This window comes from Candidatus Symbiopectobacterium sp. (genome assembly GCF_020054415.1).
Lineage (GTDB): Bacteria > Pseudomonadota > Gammaproteobacteria > Enterobacterales > Enterobacteriaceae > Symbiopectobacterium.
In genome coordinates this window covers 1-1,629 of sequence record NZ_JAHWCO010000147.1, presented here as the reverse complement: position 1 = coordinate 1,629, position 1,629 = coordinate 1, and the positions used below count along the sequence as shown (strand labels likewise).

The 1,629-nt window shown below is 52.4% G+C and carries 2 protein-coding genes and 1 pseudogene; 1 reads left to right on the top strand and 2 read right to left on the bottom strand.

Going from position 1 to position 1,629, the window contains the following annotated elements; translation table 11 throughout:
• The first annotated feature begins 80 nt into the window (after positions 1–80).
• Entirely contained in the window at positions 81–1,013 is a 933-nt protein-coding gene (locus QZ506_RS04480) for an Rpn family recombination-promoting nuclease/putative transposase (protein ID WP_291969350.1), read from the top strand.
• On the opposite strand, the pseudogene QZ506_RS04475 reads toward QZ506_RS04480, so the two are convergent.
• Together QZ506_RS04475 and QZ506_RS04470 are read right to left on the bottom strand one after the other, a co-directional pair.
• A pseudogene (locus QZ506_RS04475) lies at positions 1,010–1,276 on the bottom strand (tail fiber assembly protein); the annotation flags it as partial. The gene QZ506_RS04480 and the pseudogene QZ506_RS04475 sit on opposite strands and share 4 nt — an antisense overlap.
• Positions 1,277–1,291: 15 nt before the next feature.
• Positions 1,292–1,540, bottom strand: a complete 249-nt coding sequence (locus QZ506_RS04470; protein ID WP_291969348.1) for a hypothetical protein — start codon at positions 1,538–1,540, stop codon at positions 1,292–1,294.
• Positions 1,541–1,629: the final 89 nt, after the last annotated feature.

Genomic DNA, 1,629 nt, shown 5'->3' with positions numbered 1-1,629 from the left:
CTCAGACGTGAAAAATCACATTCACCCCGAGCTGGAAATCCCGATGGCATACCGTAACCTGAGCAAGGTATACTGCGCCAATGACAACATCCTCACTCTCCCAACATGACTCCCTGTTCAAAAAGTTCCTCGGCGATATCACGGTCGCCCGAGACTTTCTGGAAATACATCTGCCAACTCATCTGCGGGAGCGCTGCGATTTCAGCACCCTTGCGATGGAGTCAGGTAGCTTTATCGAAGACGACCTGCGCACCCAGTGTTCGGATATGCTCTATTCCGTGCAGACAAAAACGGGGAAAGGCTATATCTACACATTGATCGAGCACCAGAGTAGGCCCGAGAAGTTGATGGCGTGGCGTTTAATGCGTTATAGTATGGCAGCCATGCAGCGGCACCTGGAGCAAGGCAACGAGACCTTACCCGTGTTCATCCCGCTCCTGTTTTACCACGGCACCACGTCGCCCTACCCCTACAGCACCCAATGGCTCGATTGCTTTGCTAACCCTGAACTGGCAGAATCAGTCTATACACAGGCATTCCCACTGGTTGATATCACCGCCATGTCGGATGATGAAATACTGTCTCACCGACGGGTAGCACTGCTTGAACTGGTGCAGAAGCATATTCGTACACGGGACATGCTGGAATTAGCCGGAGATATCGCTCGCCTGCTCAATCTGTGGGCGATACCCAAAGAGCAGTTCCGTAGCCTGATGTACTATATTGTAGGTCGAGGCGAAACCTCAGATACCAGACAGTTTTTGCACACCATCGCGGTACAGACACAAGATTATCAGGAGGATGTCATGACAATTGCAGAACAGCTACGCCAGGAAGGTCGGCAAGAAGGCATTCACCTCGGACGCCAGGAAGGTCGCCAAGAAGGCGAGCATAGTGCCTCGCTCAACATTGCAAGGCAACTTCTTGCCAACGGCGTTGAACGCACCCTTGTCAAGATGTCGACCGGCCTGTCCGATGATGAGCTGGCCACTCTGTTCGACGACCGGCGCTAATTCACCTCTTTTTCACCTTCTTGCGCTTCCGGCCAGATGATAGCCGGCGCTTTGCTGATATTCACCCGGTTAAGCAGCACGCGGTATTTTTTCCACGCGACAAGCTGGGCCTTTTCTGCTTCAGTGGCCATATCGAGGTCTACCGCATCCTGTAGCGGCTGAGTACGCGCATTCGCAACGGTCAGCCGTGAAGCCAATTCCCGCTGTGCCTTCTGCTGTGCCGCCTGGGCTTCTGCTGTTTGTTGAGCAGCTTTGTCTGTTACCCATTTTTTGCCGTTCTAGGTATCAAATTCCGTTGCCGGAATCAGTAGCGTCACCTCTTCGGGTAACTCGCCCATCGCCTCGACAGTCGACGCTCCTCGTGTCCTGGTGTTGTAAACGGTTTTGCCGCGATAATCGCGTACATTCTCCCAGTTTAATCCGTCGGGACTGCGCCGTAATGCCTGACCCGCGGGCGGTAACACAGGTTTATCGGGGCTTTGTTGAATAAATAGAACTTTTGGGTAATCATCGGAGCAGATCACCATAGTTGTTTCAAAATCAGGTATCCATGGCAAAACAAAATTTTAAAATCACCAACTGGCCCTCTTATAACAAGGCCCTCAAGCAGCGCGGT

Excerpts from the sequence above, each read along its gene's own strand:
- QZ506_RS04480 (WP_291969350.1), top strand. The coding sequence starts at position 81 with ATGACAACATCCTCACTCTCCCAACATGACTCCCTGTTCAAAAAGTTC.
- QZ506_RS04470 (WP_291969348.1), bottom strand. The coding sequence starts at position 1,540 with ATGGTGATCTGCTCCGATGATTACCCAAAAGTTCTATTTATTCAACAA.